Genomic DNA, 19,314 nt, shown 5'->3' on the forward strand with positions numbered 1-19,314 from the left:
GCAGAAACTCACAAAACGAAATCAGTCGATGTCAGCGTGTGGATTCCAAGGATCTTGATGCAGAAATCCGCCGTCGCATCCCCGTTCGTGCTGCCATAGACATAGGTGTTGCCGCCGACGACATCATAGCGCAGCTCCCGGCCCGTCTGGATGTGGAAGCGGTTGTGCCCGATGAACACGAAGGCCTGATCGCCCGGCTGGTTATAGGGCGTGGCCGTGCTCACCGCGTCGACCAGGCTGAGGTCGATCTTGTCGCCCGCCGTGAAGTCCACGATCACGTCAGCCCCGGTCGAGGTCTTGCTCGCAAAATCGCCATCGGCGAAGACGAACCTGTCGTTGCCCGCACCGCCGGTCATCGTATCCATGCCGGTGCCGCCGATCAGCTGATCCGCCCCGGCGCCCCCGTCGAGAATATCGTTGCCAGCAAGTCCCTTGAGGATGTTGTTCCCGCTGTTGCCGGTCAACGTGTTGGCCAGCGCGTTGCCGGTTCCGTTGATGGCAGCCGTGCCCGTCAGCAGGAGATTTTCGACAAAGGCGCCCAGTGTGAAGCTGACGCTGGCCTTGACCAGATCGATCCCTTCGCCGGTCAGCTCGATCACCTTGTCGTTCACGGAATCGACGATGTAGATATCGTCGCCCGCGCCGCCGTACATGGTGTCATCACCTGTGCCGCCGTCGAGCAGGTCGTTGCCGCCCAGTCCTTTGAGAATATCAGAACCGGCAAGCCCGGTAATCTGATCGGACCCGGTCGTCCCGTTCAGCGTATCGGCGTTGATCGTACCTTTGATGACCGCCATGGCCAGCCCCCCTGCAGCGTTCTGCCGGTGTGTGGGCGGCGTACATTAACCCGCAGGCAATAAGTATTCTTACTTGGTCCTAACCAAGTTCCTCTGCGGCGGAGGGAGCAATGGACGCGGCGAGGCGAACCCGCGTCCGGATTGCGCCACCTGGTACGGACGGCGGGACTCGAACCCGCACGAGCTGAGCTCAAGGGATTTTAAGTCCCCTGCGTCTACCATTCCGCCACGTCCGCGTTTGATGGGCAGGGCTGCTCGATGGCACAGAGGAGCGGGCACGGCAACGCCCGACGCGGTCCTCGCGCCGATGGTTGCCGTCTGGACGCCGGGTAGCCGCGGGAAAGCCCCGCGGCCAGCCCACCTTACTCGGCGTTGAGCCGCAGCCGCATGTCCTTGCCGGGCTTGAAATAAGGCACGCGCTTGCCCGGAACCTCGACGGAATCGCCGGTCCGCGGATTGCGTCCCTTGCGCGCATCGCGCTCACGCGTCGAAAACGCGCCGAAGCCGCGCAGTTCCACGCGGCCACCTTCGGCAAGGCGCTTTGCTATCTCGTCGAAGAACACGTCGACCACGCGCTCGATCTCTTCGCCGCGCATGCCTGGGCTTTGTTTGGCAAGCGCCTGCAACAATTCGGATCGGATCATCCGCATCCCCCCTACTTGCATGCCGGGAACAGCGGGTGCCCTTTAGGCTTGATCCGCGCCGCCGACATCACTCCTTCCGGGCGAGTCCCGGTCCGCTGGAGCGATGCAAGTGTGCCAGACCACATGCGGTGCGGCAACTTATCAATCGTTATACGGCAAGGGATTAGCGCCAAGAGTGCTCAGGTTCGTTCCGGCTCGCCCAGCAGCGCCGCCGCATCGAGATGGAGCCGCCGCATGCGCACCCTGATTTCGGGCCATTCGTGGTGCAGGAATGCCTCCCGCTCGCGCGTCCGAAGCGCTTCTGCCGCGCCCGGCGCGACGAACATGCCCACCCCGCGCTGGACCTGTACGAGCCCTTCGGTCTGAAATTGCTGGTACGCCTTGGCCACTGTGAGCGGATTGGCCGCCTCCGCCGCCGCGTAGGCGCGCACCGACGGTAGCATGGCGCCTTCCGCAAACGTGCCGTCCAGTATCGCGGCCGCGATCTGATCGCGCAGCTTCAGGTAGACGGGCCGTCCTGCGGAGGAACTCGGAGATGCCATAGGTGATGCGGTGCCATAATACAGCGAGACGCGCAACCGAGCGCAACAAAATTACACATTGCGGCCGTTCCGCACGCTGTCCGATCCCGGGGGATGCACATCGCGCACGAAACCACCTTGTCGTCTGATTCCGCTAGGAAAACTGTGACAAGAACCTTCCCAAGACGCGGTTAGACGCTAATCATGCTCGCAAATTCCGCACAGGATGCGCGAGGGGAGCTTTTTCACGCCATGACAGAACCGCTTGGAGCCGCAGTCGACGCCGAGCCAACCCGAGCCGCGCGCGATGCCAGCTGGTTTGGCCACCCGGCACAGCTGGCCCGGTTGTTCACGACCGAGGCGATGGAACGGTTCGGCTACTACGGCATGCGCGCGTTGCTCACGCTGTATCTCGCGCAGCATTTCCTGTTCAGCGACACGACGACGACGGGCCTCTACGGGGGCTTCACCGCGCTGGTTTACCTGACCCCGCTGATCGGCGGCATGATGGCGGACCGGTTCCTCGGCTCCAAGCGTTCGGTCAAGTTCGGCGCCATTCTCATGAGCCTGGGCTACGCGGTGCTCTGCTTCTCGAGCACCGGCGGCGCGGCCAAACCCTACGCCACGATCGAGGGCACACGGTATGAAGTGACCGTCGAAGGCAACGGCGAAGCCCGGCGCCAGTATATCAGCGACCACGGCGCTGCGCTTCGGATCAAGGGCAACGAGGACAAGACCGTCTCGCTGCTGCGCGAGGACGGCAGCGAAGCGCGCCGCATTCCGGCAGGCGGGTTTGAAGCGGGCGGAGAACGCAATCCGCTCTATACCTTCCTCCTCATTACCGGCCTCGCTTTCGTCACCGTGGGCAATGGCTTCTTCAAGCCCAACATTTCCACCATCGTCGGTGAGCTCTATGAACAGGGCGACCGGCGGCGCGATGCGGGCTTCACCATCTTCTACATGGGCATCAACCTTGGCTCGCTGTTCTCGCAGATCCTCTGCCCGCTGCTCGCAGTCGGCATGGGCTCGTGGGGCGGGCTCGGCTGGTGGGCGGGCTTCGCGCTGGCGGCGGCGGGCATGGCGGTCTCGTGGCTGCTGTTCCAGTTCGATGGCGGCAAGCTCGATGGCTTTGGCGAACGGCCAGCGGGCGCGAACCCTTCGCGCGATGTCCTCGTCTACATCGGGGCGATCCTGGCAGTCCCGCTCGCCTACCTGCTGTTCGCGAACCTCATGGCCTATGCGAAACCGCCCGAGGGCAGCGGGCTCATCGGCTACATCGCCAGCCTGCCGATCATGGGCAAGATCATGTTCGGCACCTTCATCATCGCCATCCCCGGCATTCTGGTGTGGTCATGGCAGAACGGCGACAAGCGCGAGTTCGAGATGATGGTTGCGGCGATCGTGCTCATCACCTTCAACACTGTGTTCTGGACCCTGTTCGAGCAGGCCGGTTCCTCGCTCACGCTGTTTGCCGATCGCAATACGGACATGAGCGTGTTCGGCCTGTTCTCGATCACGGCGGGGCAGACGCAATTTTTCAACGCCCTGTTCATCGTGGTACTGGCGCCGCTGTTCTCGATCCTGTGGGGCGCACTGGCGAAGCGGGGGATGGAGCCGGGCATCCCGGTCAAGTTCGGCCTCGCACTCGTCGGCGTCGGCGCAGGCTTCCTGTTCCTGGTCTGGGGTGCGCAGTTTGCCGGGCCCGATTTCAAGGTCGCGCTGTGGTGGCTCGCCGGGCTCTACCTGATCCACTCGATGGCCGAGCTGTGCATTTCCCCGGTCGGCCTCTCGATGGTGACCAAGCTTTCGATCGCCCGGATCGTCGGCCTGATGATGGGGACGTGGTTCCTCTCCATCGCGGTGGCGCAGTATGTCGCTGGTGTTGTTGCACAATTCGCCAGTGTGGAGACGGTTGGCGGCGAAGTCACCAACCTCAAGGTGAGCCTTGAGACCTATGTCGGCGTGTTCCAGACCATCGGCGAAGTCTCGGCGGTGATCGGCCTGGTCCTGCTGGTGCTTTCGGTGCCGCTGAAGCGGCTGATGCATGGAGTGAAGTGACAGGCATGCACGGGATACGAGCGATGGGCCGCGTGGCCACGCATATGCTGGCGGGTCTCGCCCTGCTCGCATCGCCCATGGCGGGCATGGCCGAGACGAAGCCTGCCCCGGCCACCGGGCCAACCTGGCAGGAAAACCCCTACCCCTCGACGTACAAGGCTTATCCGGGCGAGCCCACCGCGATCGTTGGCGCCACGGTATTCGATGGCACCGGCGGTGAGATCGCCAACGGCACCGTGCTGCTTCAGGGCGGCAAGGTCGTTGCCGTGGGCGACGCGCGGCTCGCGGTGCCCGATGGCTATCGCCGCATCGATGGCGCGGGCAAGTTCGTCACCCCCGGGGTGATCGACATTCACAGCCACCTCGGTGTCTACGCCAGCCCGCAAGTCGCCGCGCATTCCGATGGCAATGAGGCGACCGCGCCGACCACGCCGCAAGTCTGGGCCGAACACAGCGTCTGGCCGCAGGACCCGGGCTTCAGCCGCGCGCTCACCAACGGCGGTGTGACGACGATGCAGATCCTGCCGGGCTCGGCCAATCTCATCGGTGGGCGCTCGGTCGTGCTCAAGAACGTCTACGCCCGCACCGTGCAGGCGATGAAGTTCCCCGGCGCGCCCTATGGCATGAAGATGGCCTGCGGCGAGAACCCCAAGCGCGTCTATGGCGGAAAGGGCCAGATGCCCTCCACGCGCATGGGCAACATGGCGGTGGACCGCCAGACATGGATCAAGGCGGCCGAATACCGCAAGAAGCGCGCCGAGGGTAAACTGACCGACCGCGACCTGGCCATGGACACGATGGCCGATGTGCTGGACGGCAAGATCCTCGTCCAGAACCACTGCTACCGCGCCGACGAGATGGCCCAGGTCATCGATATGGCCAAGGAATTCGGCTACAAGGTCACCGCCTTCCACCACGCCGTGGAGGCCTACAAGATCGCCGACCTGCTCAAGGATAACGGCATCTGCGCCGCGATCTGGGCCGATTGGTGGGGCTTCAAGATGGAAGCCTTCGACGCCATTCCCGAGAACGCCGCGCTGCTGGCCGATACGGGAGCCTGCGTGATCATTCATTCGGACGACGCCAACGGCATCCAGCGGCTCAACCAGGAAGCCGCCAAGGCACGCGCGGCAGGCAAACGGATGGGCATCACCATTCCCGATGGTGAGGTGATCCGCTGGATCACGCTGAACCCCGCCAAGGCGCTCGGCATCGACAAGCAGACTGGCAGCCTTGCGCAAGGCAAGATGGGCGATGTCGTGCTGTGGAACGGCAATCCGCTCTCGGTCTATTCCCGCCCCGAAAAAGTGTGGATCGACGGCGCCCTGCTGTTCGATCTCGGCGATCCGAAGCGGCGGCCGGTCAGTGATTTCGAACTGGGCCTGCCGGGTGAGGGAGACGTGAAATGAAGCGGACCGCCCTTCTCACCGCCGCGCTGCTGCTCGCCGGCACCGCGCTTCCGGCCCGCGCAGCCGATGCGCCCGCCGCTCTGCCATCCGGTGATTTCGCCGTCACCAACGCCATGATCGCCATCGGTGATGGCAGCGCGCCGATCCCGGGAGGGACCGTGGTGGTGCGCGGCGGCAAGATCGTGGCCGCCGGCAAGGCCATTGCGGTCCCCGACGGCATCCCGGTTATCGATGGCACCGGCAAATGGGTCACGCCCGGCCTCGTCACCGCGATGACCGATCTTGGCCTCGTCGACGTCGGCGCGGTCGATGAAAGCAACGACAGCTATGCCGGCACCGCGCGCTTTTCGGCCGGGCTCGATGTTTCGGTCGCGATCGATCCTGATGCGCCGCCAGTCGCCATAAGCCGTGCCAGCGGGATTACCCGCGCGGGCGTGGCTCCGGTCGCCGCGAACGCAATCTTTGCAGGGCAGGGCGCCGTGATCGATCTGGCGCAGAACGGCCCGGGCACGGTCGAGCCCCGTGTGTTCCAGCTCGTCGAACTGGGCGAGCGCGGTGCCGACCTTGCCGGCGGCAGCCGCGTCGCGGCGCAAGCGCTGCTGCGCAATGCGCTGCGTGAAGCACGCGATCTTGCGCAGGCCAAGCCGGGCAAGGATTCTGCTGCGCAACCGGCCGACGCGCTGCTGACCCGCGTGGATGCGGCCGCGCTGATCCCGGTGGTGACCGGCAAGCAACCGCTTTTCGTTCATGTCGAGCGGGCAGCGGACATTCGCAGCGTAATCGCGCTGGGCCGTGAGTTCCCTGCGCTCCGGCTGGTGATTGTCGGTGCAGGCGAAGGGTGGCGGGTTGCCAGCGAACTCGCTGCAGCCAAGGTGCCGGTGCTGGCCAGCGCGCTCGCGGACCTGCCGAACACGTTCGAGACGCTTGCCGCCACCCAGTCCAACGTTGGACGGATGACTGCGGCGGGCGTGAAAGTGGCGCTGGGCGGCTTCTATGATAACGACCAGCCGCGCTATGCGCCGCAGTTTGCGGGCAATCTTGTCGGCCTTTCGCGTGTGCCCGGAGCGACCGGGCTGAGCTGGGGGCAAGCGCTTGCCGCGATCACCTCGATCCCCGCCGACATCCTTGGCGAAAGCGCCGCGTTCGGCAGCCTGAAGCCCGGCCTGGCGGCAGATGTCGTAATTTGGGACGGTGATCCGCTTGAGGTATCATCCATTCCGGTTACAATATATATAAGTGGTAGGCCGCAGCCACTGGTCAACCACCAGTCAAGGTTGCGTGAGAGATACCGCCACTCCAGTGAAGGGGCGCTGCCCAAGGCGTACGAGTGACCATGCGAAGATCTCGTATGGTTTGATGATAACAATAAGCACGGAAGGACCGAACCGTGGATACAGCAACCGTGATGCTCGCTGTAGGCATGTCCGCATTTGTCGGGACACACCTCCTTATGTCTCATCCCTTGCGCGCCGGAATGGTTCGCCAGTTTGGACAGGGCGGATTTCTGGGGATCTATTCCCTCATTTCACTGGTCGCGTTCAGCGGCGCAGTCATTGCTTTCGGCAAAGCATCATCCTCTCCGCAATTGTGGGAAGGACAAGCCGTGGTGCCATGGGTCCTTGCCTCGGTGCTCACCCTGGTGGCCACAGCTCTGTTCCTTGCCTCGCTTGCCGGCAATCCGGCTCTGGCCGGAACCGATGTGGCGGGCCTCTCGACCAGACTGCCGCATGGCGCCTTCAAGGTCACCCGCCATCCGATGATGTCGGCCTTCACGCTCTGGGGAGTGGCCCATATTCTGGTGGCCCCCAATGCGCGCACCCTGATCCTTGCCGGGGGCATGATCGCTCTCGCGGTGATCGGTTCGCGAGGGCAGGATGCCAAGAAAGTGGCACTACACGGGCAGGATTGGCGCGTGTGGATGAAGCGCACGAATTTCCTGCCAAACCCGGCGGCCCTTGGCCATCTCGGGCTCTATTGGCTGGGCGCAGTTCCGGTCTGGCTGCTGCTCACGTGGCTGCACCTCAAGATGGCGCTGATCCCCGCTGGCATCTGGGTTTGGTTCGAAGCGTACTGAAAAAGTAGAGCGCGCGCGCCGATCAGGCGCGCGCTTCTTGCACCCCGGCGCTGTTGTGGCGCAGCGCCTTGAGCACCGTATCGACGATCTGCGGGGCGTTCAGCCCGGCCGTGTCATACTGCTTCTCGGGCGAATCCTGATCCTGGAACACGTCGGGCAGACGCATGGTGCGAATGCGCAGACCGGCATCGGTCAGCCCTTCGTCGCTCGCCATGGTCAGCACGTGAGCGCCGAGGCCGCCGATCGAGCCTTCTTCCACCGTCACGATGACCTCATGCGAGGCCATCAGCCGGCGGATCAGCGCCTCGTCGAGCGGCTTCGCAAAGCGCATATCAGCCACCGTGGTCGGCAGGCCCTTGGCATCGAGCAAGTCCGCAGCCTTGAGCGCTTCGGCCAGACGTGTGCCGAGCGACAGGATCGCGACCTTGCTGCCCTCGCGCACCACACGGCCCTTGCCGATCTCGAGCCGCTCGGGAACCTCGGGCAGCGCAATGCCCACGCCGTTGCCGCGCGGATAGCGGAACGCGATCGGCCCGCTGTCATGCAGGGCGGCGGTGTGGACCATATGAACCAGCTCGACCTCGTCGGCCGCCGCCATCACCACCATGTTGGGCAGCGTGGCGAGATAGGTCACGTCGAACGAACCGGCATGGGTTGCGCCATCGGCGCCCACGAGGCCCGCGCGGTCGATTGCGAAGCGCACCGGCAGATTCTGGATCGCCACATCATGCACGACCTGATCGTAGGCGCGCTGCAGGAAGGTCGAATAGATCGCGCAGAACGGGCGCATGCCCTGTGCCGCGAGGCCAGCGGCAAAGGTCACCGCGTGCTGCTCGGCAATGCCGACATCGAACAGACGGTCGGGGTAGGTCTTGGCGAACTTGTCGAGCCCGGTGCCCGAAGGCATCGCCGCAGTGATCGCACAGACAGTGCTGTCGCGCGCGGCCTCGGCCAGCAGGGCCTGGGCGAAGACGTTGGTATAGCTCGGCGGGCCGGCAGCGCTCTTGGCCTGCTCGCCGGTGATCACATCGAACTTCTGCACGCCGTGATACTTGTCGGCCGCGTTCTCGGCCGGGGCATAGCCCTTGCCCTTCTGCGTGACGACATGGACGAGGCACGGGCCCTCCGCCGCATCGCGCACGTTTTCGAGCACGGGGATCAGCTGATCGAGATTGTGCCCGTCAATCGGGCCGACGTAATAGAAGCCCAGCTCCTCGAACAAGGTGCCGCCCATCGCCATGCCGCGCGCGAACTCGTCGGTCTTGCGCGCCGCCTTGTGCAGCGGTTCGGGCAGGCGGCGCGAGATCGCCTTGAACATTTCGCGCAGTTCAAGGAATGGCCGCGAGGACACGAGTCGCGCCAGATAGGCTGAAAGCCCGCCAACCGGCGGCGCAATCGACATGTCGTTGTCGTTGAGGATGACGACGAGGCGGTTGCCCGCTGCGGCCGCGTTGTTCATCGCCTCATAGGCCATGCCCGCGCTCATCGCGCCGTCGCCGATCACCGCAATCGCCTTGCCCGGCTGGTTCGCCAGCTTGTTGGCCACGGCAAAGCCCAGAGCTGCTGAAATCGACGTGGACGAATGCGCCGTGCCGAACGGATCGTATTCGCTCTCGCTGCGCTTGGTGAAGCCCGAAAGCCCGCCACCCTGGCGCAAGGTGCGCATGCGGCTGCGACGACCGGTCAGGATCTTGTGCGGATAGGCCTGGTGGCCGACGTCCCAGATCAGTCGATCACGAGGTGTCTCGAACACATAGTGGATCGCGGTGGTCAGTTCGACCACCCCGAGGCCAGAGCCGAGATGCCCCCCGGTCTGGCCGACCGTGGCGATCATCTCATCGCGCAATTCATCGGCGAGTTGGCGCAATTGCGAAGGTTGAAGCTTGCGAAGGTCGTCGGGCGTATCGACCGTATCGAGCAGCGGCGTAACCGGATTAGACATTAAAGCGTCTTACACCCTTGCATCGGCTCTGTCGAACCCGTCTTGCAGGTAAACTGACCAATTGCCGATCAGCCCTCACCCGCACCCACACCGCATGCCCCGCAGCGGCCGCGGATCTCGACGACCGGGCGTACGGCAGCAAACCCGGCGCGGTGTGCTGCATCACGCAATGCGCCTGTCAGCCTGTCATCGTCGATGTGCGTTGCTTCGCCGCAGGCATCACAGATCAGGAAGATGCAATCGTGGTGGCAGCCGGGGTGGCTGTTCGCGACATAGGCATTCGCGCTTTCCACGCGCCGCGCAAGATTGGTGCGAACGAACAGGTCGAGAATGCGATAAACGCTGTTCGCCGCGACCCGCTTGCCGCGCCGCGTGCCGACGCTTTCCGCAATGTCGTAAGCCGATGCCGGCTTTTCGTGGGCCGCAAGCGCCTCGAACACGTCGTTGCGCATATCCGTCCACTGCTCGCCAGCCGCCTGCAGCGCTCCGCGCGCTGCATCGACCAGCTTGTCACCGGCAAAATCGTGATGGTTGTGTTGGCCCGCCATGACAGGGAGATAAACCGCCTTGCGCCTAAGCGCAAATCCGGGGGGATACCCGTTCAGCCGCGCGTGAAATCAGGCTTCCACAGACCGGGGAAAGCACGCTTGAGTGCGGCAACCTTGGGCACATCCCACATGCGGATATAGCCGTGATCCGGGTTCTTCAGCGCGAAGTCCTGATGATAGTCCTCAGCGGCGAAAAAGCCGCGATTGGGCTCGATCGCCGTCACGATCGGCCGCTTCCACAGACCAGCCTTTCTGATCTGCGCGAGGTAGGCCGTGGTGACCCGCGCCTGTTCGGGATTCTGCGGCACAACCGCGTTGCGATACTGGGTGCCGGTATCGGGGTACTGGCGGTTGAGCTGGGTGGGATCGCTCGCCACCGAGAAAAACACCTGCAGCAGCTGATCATAGCGCACCACCGCCGGATCATAAGTGATCCGCACGGCTTCGGCATGCCCGGTCGTGCCGGAGCTGACGATCTCGTAGTGCGCGTCGGTGCGCTTGCCGCCCTCGAAGCCGGACACCACACTGCTTACGCCCTTCACATGGCTGAACACCGCTTCCATGCCCCAGAAGCAGCCGCCGGCGAACACGGCGGTCTTGAGGCCCTTGGCCTCCTTCGCCTGAACCAACGATGCCGGAGCGGAGACCCCCGACTCTGCCTGCGCGGGCTGGAGACAGGCAGCCGCCAGCGAAGCGGCAAGCGCGCCGCCTAGGATGCGGAGCGGCAATCGCATGCGGCTCATCGCGGCACCTGCACTGTAGCGGCGGGCGTCGCGGCCTGCGCCTGCGGCACGCCGAAAGTGAACACCATCGCGACCGAGCCAAGCGCGAAGCCCAGTACCAGAGAGCGAACGAGATCCTTGCCGAAAAGCGTCATTCCATTTCATCCAAACTGGCATGCGCGGGTGGCCGCACCGCTCTGGCACAGGCTCTGCCGCATTGGTTCCGGCCCGGGTGTGAACCAGGGCGCAGTGGTGCCGCAGTACCATTCGCTTGTTTCGGCCAAATGGTTACGGGCTCGCCGATTACAAGGTGCGCCGTGCCGCGAATCGGCCTGCACCTTACCGGGCCGCGAGGGTTCGATTGACCTTCGCTGCGACGCGCGCGAAGAAGGCGTCCCGCAAGCCCCCCCGAGGAGAGGAAAGACCATGCTTCGCCCTATGCTGAGCTGCATTGCCCTTGGGGCTGTCGCGCTTGCCGCCGCACCGCTTGTCGCCAGGGACAAGCCCGCGCTGCCGAAGGAGCTGCCGCAAGTGTTCGAAGCGGTGGTCAACTGCCGGGCGCTGACGTCCGACAGCGAGCGCCTCGCGTGCTATGACAGGAGCGTCGCCGCGCTCGCCGCAGCGCGCGACAAGGAAGACATCGTCGTCGCCGACCGCGCCACGATCCGCGAGACCAAGAAGGGTCTGTTCGGCTTCACCCTGCCCAAGCTCAAGCTGTTCGGCGGGGCCGAAAAGGACGGCGACGAGGTCAAGGAAATCGAGAGCACGATCTCGGCGGTGCGCGATACCGGCGATGGCTTCGCAATCTTCACGCTGGCAGATGGCGCGCGCTGGAAGCAGACCGACGGCGGCAATGCCTTCGCACGGCCCGGTGTCGGCATCCGTATCAAGCGCGGCGCACTAGGCAGCTACCTCGCCTCGATCGACAAGGGCGCTTATGTGCGCGTGGTGCGCCTTTCGCAGTAGTGCTGGCCCTGCCGGTTAGCCGGGCCAGTCTACGCCCTCAGTTCGCCTGATTGATCGACTTGCTGGTCATCGCCTCATAAGTATCGCGCGCGGTCTGGTTGCCCTGCCGTTCCATCGCTGCCCATTGCGACATGGTGTGGCACGTGAAGGTCTTGTGGACGAGCGAGCCGGTTTCCTCACTGCGGCGGCAACGGATGAAATCGGGGTCGTTGACCGAACGGCCCTTGTTGAAGGCGCGGATTTCCGATTGCGACATCGCAGTCGGATCCTTCTCGAGCGCCGGAAGCTCTGTGGCGGAAACCGCAGTGGTCGCCGCAGCAGCGGCAAGAGCGAACAGAAATGACGCAGGCATGCGTGACGGTCCTCTGAATTCGGGGAATGCGCAATTGTACCGTCACGGCACGGCGCGGGCAAGGCAGCGCGCGGGGTTAACCTAGCGCCGCATCATTCGCCGCGAAGTATGCGGTTATTGCGGCACACTCCCGTTCGGAGAGATGCGGGTTCCATGCATCGATGATCAGCACAGCGCGCCGTGCATCGCTGTCGTTCCATGCTTCATGCTCGATGGTATCGTCGAAGGCGAAGGCCTGGCCTTCAACCCATTGGCGCGTTTCACCGCCAACCCGGAAACCACAGCCCGGCGGCACATCGAGCGCGAGGTGGACGATCGCACGCGTGTTGGTCACGCCGGTGTGTGCGGGGATACGGCTGCGCGGGCGCAGCATCGAGAAAAAGGCATTCGGAGCGCGCCCGGGGATCCGCGCCAGCGGCAGGCTTTCCAGCACCCTGGCCGTGTGGGGGCAACGCTCGATCGCGGCCGCATTCGGAACCCCATATTCCCACAGGAAGCAGGCAGACCAATCGAGCGAGCCATCAAGGGCAGTCCACTTGTTCTCGGGGCTGCCCGGCTCCATGCGAACATAGGGCCGGATGGCTTCGCCCGGCTCCGCAAGCAAGGCGTCGAGTTCGGCACGGATCGCGCCGGCCTCGGCTTCCAGCACCGCGAACCACGGAAAGTGTCGCCGGTCGAAGAACTCGTCGGCAGGCAGGAACGGGTAGTGCAGCCCGGCACATTCATTGACATAGATGCGCCGCTGGCCGAGCGCAGCTGCCGCAAAGGCGTCGATCCGCCGACGTTCGGTTTCATCGCGTGCTTCGGCATCGAGGGACAGCGCCGCATGCGTGGCTTCCGCGATGCGTGCGCGCAGATTGGCGCAAAAAGCCTCGCCCGCTGCCAGTTCGGCGCGCACCGGTTCGGGCAGGCCCGGGAAATGCTGGGCCAGCTGCTGCACGCCGTCCCACGCGATCAGCGCCTTGGTCTCTTCACCTTCGCGCTGGAGAAGCTGCGCCATGCGGAGCTGCGCAGTGAAATCGAGCCGATCAAGGTCGAGCGCGCGTTCCAGCGCGAGCCGCTCGCCGGCAAGATCGCTGCCCATGCGGCAGGCCAGCGCCAGATTGATCCACAACGAAAGCGCCCCGGGATCAGCCTCGGCGGCTTCGCGCGCCGCAAGGATCGCGCCCGGTGCATCACCGGCGCGCAGCGCGGACATGGCGCGGGCGTTGGCGGCCTGGGCTCTGGCCCGATCGATAGGTTGCGATGTCATCGGCGAAAGTGTCTACAGCCCCGCGCCTGTCAGGCAAGCGGCGTTGCAGCGGCGCGATGTGCGCGGTAAGGCTGGGCGCATGGCATCCGCTCCGTTCGATCCTTTCGATGCCGAATGGCTCGCGCACCGGCTGGTCGAAGGGACCGATGCGGTCCGTTTTGCCCGCGTGCCGCGCGCGGCCCATGCCGCCATGGCGTTTCTGACCGACGATGGCTTTGCCGCGCATTTCGGCGCCATGCCGCCGCAGGTCGATGTGCCCGCCACCCAGCTTCTGGCGCGCTTTCCCGGCAAGCCCCGGCTTGGCCTGCTGTTCCACTCCGCCTTCTGCGGCTCGACTCTCCTTGCGCGCGCCTTGGCCGAACCCGGCGTGGCGATGGGTTTGTCCGAACCGGTGATTCTCAATGATGTGGTTGGCATGCGCAGGCGCGGAGCGCCGCCCGCTGCGGTTGCCCGCAGCGCAGATCTCGCCCTGCGTCTGCTCGCACGGCCATTCGCGGCGGGGGAGAGCGTGGTGGTCAAACCATCGAACCTGCTCAATCCCTTTGCCGAACTGCTGTTGGCGCTGGCGCCGGATGCGCGCGCCCTGTTCCTCCATGCCCCGCTCGAAACCTTCCTTGTTTCGGTGGTGCGCAAAGGCCTACCTTGCCGCCTCTGGGTTCGCGAGCTCATGGAGGGCTACCTGCAGGCCGGCATCGTCGCCCCGCTCGGGATCACGCCGGAAGATGTGTTCCGGCAGAGCGACCTGCAGGTTGCCGCCACCGGCTGGCTCGCGCAGCAACGGCTGTTCGCCGCGCTGGCGGCAAGGATTGGTCCGGCGCGGCTGCGCACCTTGACCTCGGAACAGCTGACCGGCGATCCGGCGCGCGTGATTGCAGCAGCCGCCGCGCACTATGGTCTGCCGTTGGACGCAGCGGCGATCGCGCGAATCGCGACGGGGCCTGCATTTACCCGGCATTCCAAATCCGGCGTGGCCTTCACGCCCGATCAGCGTCGCGGCGAATATGCTGCGGCCCGCGCAGCGCATGCGGACGAAATCGACATGGTGCATGGCTGGGCGGTCGAGGTCGCGCGCGGGGCCGGCATCGCGATGGATGCACCCCTGCCCTTGCTATAGGGCCCGCTGCTTCACGACGCGTAACCCAGCTTCTCGATCCACGGCTGCAGGATCGGCATGACCGGCGCGAGATACTCGCCATAGGGTTCCCACTGCCGCGTGCCATCGAACAGGCCGCGCCGGACCTGCCGCGCGCTGGCGGTGGAAACACCGCGCGCGCGGGCGGTGCGATCAAAGCGCCTGAGATCGTCGGTCCATGCGAGGCCGACAAACTGGCAGATCTCGTGCGTCATGACGTCAAAATCCTGCACCATGCGGTGATAGGGCACCTCGAGAACGGAAACCGGCAATCGGGCGAGGGCAAGTTCCGTCAGCCGCATCAGGGCATCATAGTGCCGCGCCGCCCCTTCCAGCGTGGTGAAATCCATCGCCGCATTGCTGAGCGCGAAACTGGTGCGGAAGCAGCTCCACACGACATCGCGCGGATCACGACGCACGAGCAGCACTTTGGCGGCAGGAAACAGACGCGCAATCAAGGGCAGGCGGATCGACTTGAGCGGGTCCATGTCGACGAGAGTGGCACCCGCAGGATCGCGACCAAGCGCTTGCCCCACACGCTGCCAGTACGCGGTGCGATAAGGGGCAAGTGCCGCCTCATCCAGTGCAGCAAACCGGGGTAGGCCGTCGGGCTCAGCAAGGAAAGCCAGGTCCGCCTCGCGCAGCGTCGGCATTTCCTCGATCGCCGCCGTACCGGGCAGCGAGGCGAGCACGTTTTCGAGCAGCGTGTTGCCGCTGCGCGGGTAGCCGAGCACGAAGATATGTGGATTTACCGGGGGCGGCGCCCCATCCGGCAAGCCCGAGATATCCATCGCGGCCAGCCCCGCAGCAACACCCTCGATGAATTCGCGGTGGGGCGGCCGCCCGGCGAACGTGGCGGCATGGATTACCGCGAAGTCCTGCTTGGCGCGGGCATAGGCGGCAAAAGCAGCGGCGGGATCGCGCAGGCGGTTGCAGGCATCGCCCAGCGCATGGAGCAATTCCATGCGCTCTGGCGAAGGCTCCGGCATCCGCGCCAATGCAGGTTCGACGAGGCGGCGCGCAGCCTGCGCATCGCCTGCTTCGAGTTCGATCGTAGCGAGCGCGGTAATCGCCCCTGTATGGGCGGGATCGTCAGCCAGCGCCGCGCGGGCATGGTGGCGGCCCGCCTCGGCCTCACCGTCGCGCGCGGCGATCGCGGCGAGCCCCGCGTGCGCCGCAGCGCGCTGCCCTGCGTGGGTGGGCGCACGGGCAAGCACCTCGCCGTAGCAGCGCTTGGCCTCGTCCATCACCCCGCCAGCGGCCATCACAAAGGCGCGTTCCAACCATGCCTCTGCATAGCCCGGCGCGATGGCGAGGGCAGCATCGCAGCGGAGCGCAGCATCACGCAGGCGGCCGGCGGCGCGATGAAGCCCGGCAAGGCCGACCATGGCTTCCACTTCGCGCGGATTCATCTGCAGCGCGCGTTCGAACAGCGCCAAGGCGCCGGCCGCATCACCCGAGACCGCACGATACCAACCGAGCGTGGTGCAATCCGCCGCCGTTCCGCGGCCTGCGCCCAGCGCAGCGGCAGCGGCCCGTGCGGCGGTTTCCAGATCTTCGGACATCGCCCAGCCATCAACCGAGCCCGGCGGAAGGTCAACTCCTGCTGGCGGCGGACACAAAAAAGGGGCGGGCATTGCTGCCCGCCCCCTGTTTGGCATTCTGATCGGTGAGGATCAGAACTTGACGCGAGCGCCGACCGCGAAACGGCGACCCAGCGCGTCGTACGACGACGGATAGGTGTTGCCGCTGTTGTACGAGGTCGAACCGATCGTGTTGCCGACGATCGGCGGCTTCGTGTTGAACAGGTTCTGCACCGTGAAGGTGAAGGTGAACTGCTCGACATTGAAGCGCGTCGTCACGTCGAGGTAGTCGAACGCGTCGATCTTGTTGAAGTCGACCTTCTGACCGCTGAGCGCACCGCTGTCAGCCGGGATCGTCCCGTTGAAAGCGTTGCCATCTTCATAGCGCGCGCTCGACTGGTGACGCCACATCAGCGACAGGTCCATACCACGGAGGCTGAACGTGTTCTGCACGGACCAGGTGTGGCGCGGCTGGATCGAGCCGGTGAACGAGCAGTTCACCGAGTAGAGACCAACGCATTCACGATCGATGCTCGTCGGGGTCGCCTTGAAGCGCGAGGAGAAGGTGACGTTCGCCACGGCGTTGAGCGTCCACTTCACCGCGCCGATCGGACGCGAGTAGTTGAGGATCACGTCGATACCGTCGGTGAACAGCTTGCCCTGGTTGGTGAGACCACCGAACAGGCCCTTCGTCGTCGCCGGGCTGCCGTCGAGACCGCCGGTCGCCGGATCGCGGCGAATGATGGTGCAAGCCGGGTCCGTCGCGCTGGCGGCAGTGACGTTACCGAAGCAGGCAGAGACAAGGTCACCCGGAAGCGGCGTACCGATCTGATCGGTGACCTTGATGTTGTAGTAGTCGACCGAGACCGAGAAGCCCGGCAGGAACGACAGGTTCTGAACCACAGCGCCGAGCGTGTAGGTCGTGGCCTTTTCCGGCTTCAGGTTGATGTTGCCGCCCGAAGTGATGTTGGCCTGCGCCGCAGTCGGGTTGAGGATCTGACCGATCGAGTTCGCCGGAGCGCCCTGCGCAAGGCAGATCGACCGGAGGTTCGCGTTGGTCAGCGGAGCTGCGCCAGCGCAAGGATCAGCCGCGAGGTTGGTCAGGCCAACGGTGTTCGGCGTGAACAGTTCGGCGATGTTCGGCGCACGAACCGCGCGCGAGTAGTTGCCGCGCAGCTTGAGCTGCTCAACCGGTTCCCAGCTGCCGCCGAACTTGTAGGTCCAGGCTTCGGTCTTCCCGCCGCCGCGGACGCTGTACTTCGAGTAGCGCACGCCGCCTTCAGCGGTCAGGCTCTTGAAGAACGGCTTGTCGGAAATCAGCGGCGCCACGAGTTCGCCGTAGCCTTCCCACACGCTGTAGGCACCGTCGATGTCCGGAGCAGCACCGCCCGCACCGCCGAGCTCGCCCGGGGTCTTCGACAGGGTGTCGGAGATCTGGGCCGCGTGATACTTGCGGTACTCGGCACCGGCTGCGAAGCCGACCGGCTCGCTGGCAGTCGGAACGGTGAAGCCGAAGTCACCCGAAAGCAGGCCGCGGACCTGGAGCAGCGAGGTGTTGTTCGCCGTGGTCGAGGGCGACAGCGTGTAGGCTGCCTGCTCCGGCGTGATCGAACCGGCACCGCCGAACAGGTTGATCGGAACGCAGCCGTCGTTGCCGCTGAGGCAGGAGTTCGGGTTGGTCGCCAGCAGGGCATCCTGCACGCGCGACTTCAGCACGTAACCGGTGATGGTCTGCAGACGGTCGCTCTCGCCGTAGCTGGCGCGAACGTCCCAGTTCACCGTCTTCGTCAGCGCGCCGCGGAAACCGAGCGAGTAGTCGAAGATGTTGGTGGTGTACTGCGAGTTGCGGGTGCCGGTTTCGACGAAGCGACGACGAACAACCGTGTTGAACGTACGGTAGTTCGGATCCGTCGGGTCGGTGGCGGCGCGGGCAGCAACGCACTCTGCATCCGTCAGGCCGTTGGCGGCGCAGAACTGGCCGGCAGCGCCGGCAGGCAGGTAGGGGTTGCTGAAGGGGATCTTCATGCTCTCGGCAAAGAGGCCCGAGGGCGCGATGATCGTCTTCACCGTGTTCTTCGAGAACAGGCCGCGGGTGTAGACTTCAACAGCGTCCGAAAGCTGGTAGTTCGCCTGGGCGAAGATGTTGAAGCGCTGGAACGGCGTCTGGAAGATGTTGTAGGGGTTGAAGTTGAACGGCGTGAAGCCGGGCTTCAGCAGGCCGGTCGACGGATCGATCACGCGGTTGGCGCCGTTGATCGAGAAGCGTGCCGGAACGGCAGTGCCCGAACCGCCAGCGGTGCCCGAGAAGCTGTCGAGCTGGATGTTCGAGAAGTCGCGCGCGCCCTGATAGACGGGGTTCGACTTCTGGTAGCCGATGCTCAGCACCGCGTTGCCGCGACCGTCGTCGAAGTTGACGCCGGTGGTCACGTCGGCGCGGAAGTAGTTGCCGTCACCCTGCTCGGTGATCTGGTCCGACACCGCGAGATCGACGCCGGCGAAATCCTTCTTGGTGACGAAGTTCACCACGCCGGTGATCGCGTCCGCACCATAGGTGGTCACGGCCGCACCGGTCAGCGCGTCAACGCGGCTGACGAGCGCAAGCGGAATGTTGTTAAGGTCGACGCGGCCCTGAAGGTCGGCCGGGACGATGCGCTGGCCGTCGAGCAGCACGATGTTGCGGTTCGAACCGAGGCCGCGAAGGTCGACGTAGTTCGAGCCGGTCGCGCCGTTGTTCACGGCCGAACCAATGTTCGGAACGATACCGGGAACCTGACGCAGAACTTCTTCCGCGGTGTTCGACTGCTTGAGGGCAATCTGGTCGGCCGTGGTCACGTTGACCGGGGTGGCCTGAACGAGGTTCGGGTTGCGGATAAGGCTGCCGGTAACGACGATCGCGGTGGGTTCGTTGGTCTCGGTAGCAGTGTCAGCCTGCGGAGCGGCTTCCTGCGCGAAAACAGGAGCCGAAACGAGCGCGAGCGCGAGGGCGAAAGGCGCGGCACCCGCCTTCAAGGCGGCGTTGTTGTTGGTCTTCACGTGTCCAGTCCCTTCAAAGGGCGGCCCCAACCCCTGATGGGATCCCCAAGGCCGCCGGAAGAAGTTCCTCGACCGACATTGCCTCTGGTCCGGTCTGCGCCGGGCATGACAGATGACATTCGATCTACGAGGAACGGTGGGGCTTACTGGTGGATTTTACGGGGGTCATGGAAGGATGTTCTGCAACACATCTGCAAAACGTCCCTGCTATGTGGCGAGAGTGCAACACACTGTCAGCACTTCGCAACGTGTCGGCAATGGCCCCGGATTGGATATCGCGC

At 64.9% G+C, this 19,314-nt stretch carries 17 protein-coding genes and 1 tRNA gene; 6 read left to right on the forward strand and 12 right to left on the reverse strand.

Going from position 1 to position 19,314, the window contains the following annotated elements:
* Positions 1-8 precede the first annotated feature (8 nt).
* The 4 genes from Q0071_RS21010 to Q0071_RS21025 all read right to left on the reverse strand — a co-directional run bounded on the left by Q0071_RS21010 (position 9) and on the right by Q0071_RS21025 (position 1,983).
* Positions 9-797: a hypothetical protein gene (locus tag Q0071_RS21010; protein ID WP_298174309.1), complete on the reverse strand. Its 789-nt coding sequence runs from the start codon at positions 795-797 to the stop codon at positions 9-11.
* Positions 798-948: 151 nt separating this feature from the next.
* A tRNA-Leu gene (locus Q0071_RS21015) sits at positions 949-1,033 on the reverse strand.
* A 126-nt stretch (positions 1,034-1,159) separates the two neighbouring features.
* On the reverse strand, positions 1,160-1,441 hold the full coding sequence (locus Q0071_RS21020; RefSeq protein ID WP_067909296.1) for an integration host factor subunit beta: 282 nt from the start codon (positions 1,439-1,441) through the stop codon (positions 1,160-1,162).
* 179 nt (positions 1,442-1,620) lie between these two features.
* Positions 1,621-1,983 carry a GntR family transcriptional regulator gene (locus Q0071_RS21025; protein WP_298174313.1) on the reverse strand — a complete coding sequence of 121 codons (363 nt, stop codon included), beginning with the start codon at positions 1,981-1,983 and terminating at the stop codon, positions 1,621-1,623.
* A gap of 231 nt (positions 1,984-2,214) precedes the next feature.
* Between Q0071_RS21025 and Q0071_RS21030 the strand changes: the two genes are divergently transcribed.
* The 4 genes from Q0071_RS21030 to Q0071_RS21045 all read left to right on the forward strand — a co-directional run bounded on the left by Q0071_RS21030 (position 2,215) and on the right by Q0071_RS21045 (position 7,503).
* Complete coding sequence (locus Q0071_RS21030) at positions 2,215-4,020, forward strand: peptide MFS transporter (RefSeq protein ID WP_298174315.1); 1,806 nt, start codon at positions 2,215-2,217, stop codon at positions 4,018-4,020.
* Positions 4,021-4,097: 77 nt separating this feature from the next.
* On the forward strand, positions 4,098-5,429 hold the full coding sequence (locus tag Q0071_RS21035) for an amidohydrolase (RefSeq protein ID WP_298174416.1): 1,332 nt from the start codon (positions 4,098-4,100) through the stop codon (positions 5,427-5,429).
* Entirely contained in the window at positions 5,426-6,760 is a 1,335-nt protein-coding gene (locus Q0071_RS21040) for an amidohydrolase family protein (RefSeq protein ID WP_298174317.1), read from the forward strand. The genes Q0071_RS21035 and Q0071_RS21040 overlap by 4 nt, the downstream gene beginning before the upstream one ends.
* Positions 6,761-6,834: 74 nt before the next feature.
* Positions 6,835-7,503, forward strand: coding sequence for an NnrU family protein (locus Q0071_RS21045; RefSeq protein WP_366886917.1), 669 nt, complete (start codon positions 6,835-6,837; stop codon positions 7,501-7,503).
* 22 nt (positions 7,504-7,525) lie between these two features.
* Here Q0071_RS21045 and dxs read toward each other — a convergent pair whose 3' ends face one another.
* From dxs to Q0071_RS21065, 4 genes are all read right to left on the reverse strand, one after another.
* The gene (dxs, locus tag Q0071_RS21050; RefSeq protein WP_298174319.1) at positions 7,526-9,445 is read right to left on the reverse strand and encodes a 1-deoxy-D-xylulose-5-phosphate synthase; all 1,920 of its coding nucleotides are present in this window, start codon (positions 9,443-9,445) and stop codon (positions 7,526-7,528) included.
* A 68-nt stretch (positions 9,446-9,513) separates the two neighbouring features.
* Positions 9,514-9,993, reverse strand: a complete 480-nt coding sequence (locus Q0071_RS21055) for a transcriptional repressor (protein WP_298174321.1) — start codon at positions 9,991-9,993, stop codon at positions 9,514-9,516.
* A gap of 53 nt (positions 9,994-10,046) precedes the next feature.
* Positions 10,047-10,736 (reverse strand): peptide-methionine (S)-S-oxide reductase MsrA, encoded by a 690-nt coding sequence (msrA, locus tag Q0071_RS21060; protein WP_298174323.1) that lies wholly within the window; start codon positions 10,734-10,736, stop codon positions 10,047-10,049.
* Complete coding sequence (locus Q0071_RS21065; RefSeq protein WP_298174326.1) at positions 10,733-10,870, reverse strand: hypothetical protein; 138 nt, start codon at positions 10,868-10,870, stop codon at positions 10,733-10,735. Before Q0071_RS21065 ends, msrA begins: the two co-directional genes overlap by 4 nt.
* Positions 10,871-11,141: 271 nt before the next feature.
* Between Q0071_RS21065 and Q0071_RS21070 the strand changes: the two genes are divergently transcribed.
* Complete coding sequence (locus tag Q0071_RS21070) at positions 11,142-11,681, forward strand: hypothetical protein (protein ID WP_298174328.1); 540 nt, start codon at positions 11,142-11,144, stop codon at positions 11,679-11,681.
* A 37-nt stretch (positions 11,682-11,718) separates the two neighbouring features.
* Here Q0071_RS21070 and Q0071_RS21075 read toward each other — a convergent pair whose 3' ends face one another.
* Together Q0071_RS21075 and Q0071_RS21080 are read right to left on the reverse strand one after the other, a co-directional pair.
* Positions 11,719-12,033 carry a hypothetical protein gene (locus Q0071_RS21075; RefSeq protein ID WP_298174330.1) on the reverse strand — a complete coding sequence of 105 codons (315 nt, stop codon included), beginning with the start codon at positions 12,031-12,033 and terminating at the stop codon, positions 11,719-11,721.
* A gap of 76 nt (positions 12,034-12,109) precedes the next feature.
* The gene (locus Q0071_RS21080) at positions 12,110-13,285 is read right to left on the reverse strand and encodes an aspartyl/asparaginyl beta-hydroxylase domain-containing protein (RefSeq protein ID WP_298174332.1); all 1,176 of its coding nucleotides are present in this window, start codon (positions 13,283-13,285) and stop codon (positions 12,110-12,112) included.
* Between the two features lie 79 nt (positions 13,286-13,364).
* On the opposite strand from Q0071_RS21080, the gene Q0071_RS21085 reads away from it, so the two are divergent.
* A complete protein-coding gene (locus Q0071_RS21085) occupies positions 13,365-14,399 on the forward strand; it encodes a hypothetical protein (protein WP_298174334.1) in 1,035 nt (344 codons plus the stop codon).
* Between the two features lie 11 nt (positions 14,400-14,410).
* Here the strand turns inward: Q0071_RS21085 and Q0071_RS21090 are convergent, their stop codons facing one another.
* Positions 14,411-15,982 (reverse strand): tetratricopeptide repeat-containing sulfotransferase family protein, encoded by a 1,572-nt coding sequence (locus Q0071_RS21090; RefSeq protein WP_298174336.1) that lies wholly within the window; start codon positions 15,980-15,982, stop codon positions 14,411-14,413.
* A gap of 111 nt (positions 15,983-16,093) precedes the next feature.
* Positions 16,094-19,033 carry a TonB-dependent receptor gene (locus tag Q0071_RS21095; protein ID WP_298174338.1) on the reverse strand — a complete coding sequence of 980 codons (2,940 nt, stop codon included), beginning with the start codon at positions 19,031-19,033 and terminating at the stop codon, positions 16,094-16,096.
* Between the last annotated feature and the right edge of the window lie 281 nt (positions 19,034-19,314).

This window comes from Novosphingobium sp. (assembly GCF_027486195.1).
In the GTDB taxonomy this organism is placed as follows: Bacteria; Pseudomonadota; Alphaproteobacteria; order Sphingomonadales; family Sphingomonadaceae; genus Novosphingobium.